Below are 1,052 nucleotides of genomic sequence, written 5' to 3' on the forward strand. Positions count from 1 at the left end.
AAGTGCTGGAGCAGACCCGGGACCTATATGCTATGGAAAAGGAAATAAAATAACAGTTACAGACGCGAATCTTTTTCTTGGAATGCTTATACCTGAATATTTTTTAGGTGGTAATATGAAAATATATCCTGAAAAGGTAAAACCTTATATAGAAAAACTTGCTGAAAAATTAAAATTAACACCTATACAGCTTGCAGAAGGAATAATTGAAATTGCAAACACAAAGATGGAAAAAGCATTAAGGGTTATTTCCATAGAAAAAGGGTATAATCCATCTGAATTTACTTTATTTTCTTTTGGCGGAGCAGGTGGTTTACACGCTGTATTTTTGGCAAGAATGCTTGGTATAAAAAAGGTTTTAGTTCCTCAAAATCCTGGTATATTATCTGCTATTGGAATGCTCTTATCTGACATTATTAAAGATTATTCTTTAACTGTAATGCTTAAAGAGAAAAACACAAATTATGAAAGTTTAGAAAAACTCTTTAAAGTTTTAGAAAAGAAGGCAAAAAAAGATATGGAAAGTGAGGAAGTTAAAAGTATATACATAGAAAAGTATATAGATGTAAGATATAAAGGACAATCTTTTGAGTTAATAGTCCCTTTTGATAAAAATTATATTGAAAACTTTAAAAATGAATATAAGAAAAAGTACGGCTATACTCTTGATAGAGAAATTGAAATTGTAAATATAAGATTAAGGGCTGTAGGAGAAACAGAAAAACCAGAATTTAAAAAGTATAAATATGTAAGTGAGAAGGTAAAAGAAGACGCTGTTATTCATGAAAAAACTGTTATATTTGAAGGGAAAGAATACAAAACAAAAATATACGATAGAGAAAAACTTGAAGCAGGAAATAAAATAAACGGCAGCAGTATAGTTGTAGAATACAGCTCAACAATAGTAATACCTCCTTTTGCAAATGCCTATGTTGATGAATATAAAAACCTTATAATAGAGGTATAAATGAAAATAAATCCTATATTACTTGAAGTTTTCAAAAATAGATTTTCATCAATTGCTGAAGAGATGGGAGTTGCACTACAAAAAA

General features: G+C 28.9%; 2 protein-coding genes. Both read left to right on the top strand.

Going from position 1 to position 1,052, the window contains the following annotated elements:
• Nucleotides 1-967 (top strand): hydantoinase/oxoprolinase family protein (locus HG1285_RS00205; protein ID WP_008289729.1); only part of this gene is annotated, 967 nt, incomplete at its 5' end.
• On the top strand, nucleotides 968-1,052 hold an 85-nt coding region (locus HG1285_RS20705), incomplete at its 3' end, for a hydantoinase B/oxoprolinase family protein (RefSeq protein WP_008289730.1).

The organism is Hydrogenivirga sp. 128-5-R1-1 (genome assembly GCF_000171895.1).